The organism is Streptomyces sp. NH27, from assembly GCF_056859195.1.
In genome coordinates, this window is record NZ_JACEGK010001081.1 from 1 (window position 1) to 467 (window position 467).

At 74.9% G+C, this 467-nt stretch carries 1 protein-coding gene; it reads left to right on the top strand.

Annotation, left to right across the window (positions count from 1 at the left end; translation table 11 throughout):
- The coding region (locus AC13HU_RS38120; RefSeq protein WP_483046573.1) for an urease accessory protein UreF at nucleotides 1-467 on the top strand (467 nt) is incomplete at both ends.

Below are 467 nucleotides of genomic sequence, written 5' to 3' on the forward strand. Positions count from 1 at the left end.
GTCGCACACGCTCGAGGGCTTCGCCCAGGCCAGGGCGGTCGATGCGGACAGCCTGCCGTCGCTCCTCGAGGGTCTGCTGCTGCATGCCGTCGGCCCGGCCGACGTCACCGCGCTCGCGCTCGCCCACCGGGCGACCCGCGCGGGCGACCCGGAGACGGTGGTCCGGATCGACGAGTACCTGTTCGCCACCAAGCTGGGCCGGGAGATGCGGCTCGCGTCCACCCGGACCGGCCGGCAACTGCTGGACCTGGCGTGGGAGGTCTTCGACCTTCCGGAGATCGGCGAGCACTTCGAGCGGGTCCGGCGCGGTGCGGCGCCGGGCACGCAGGCGGTGGCCGCCGGGATCATCTACGCGGCGGCGGGCGTACCGCTGCGGCAGGCCGTCGTCTCCGACCTCTTCGCCTTCTGCGCGAGCTTCGCGGGCGCGGCCCTGCGGCTGCGGCTGACCGACCACCGCAAGGCGCAGG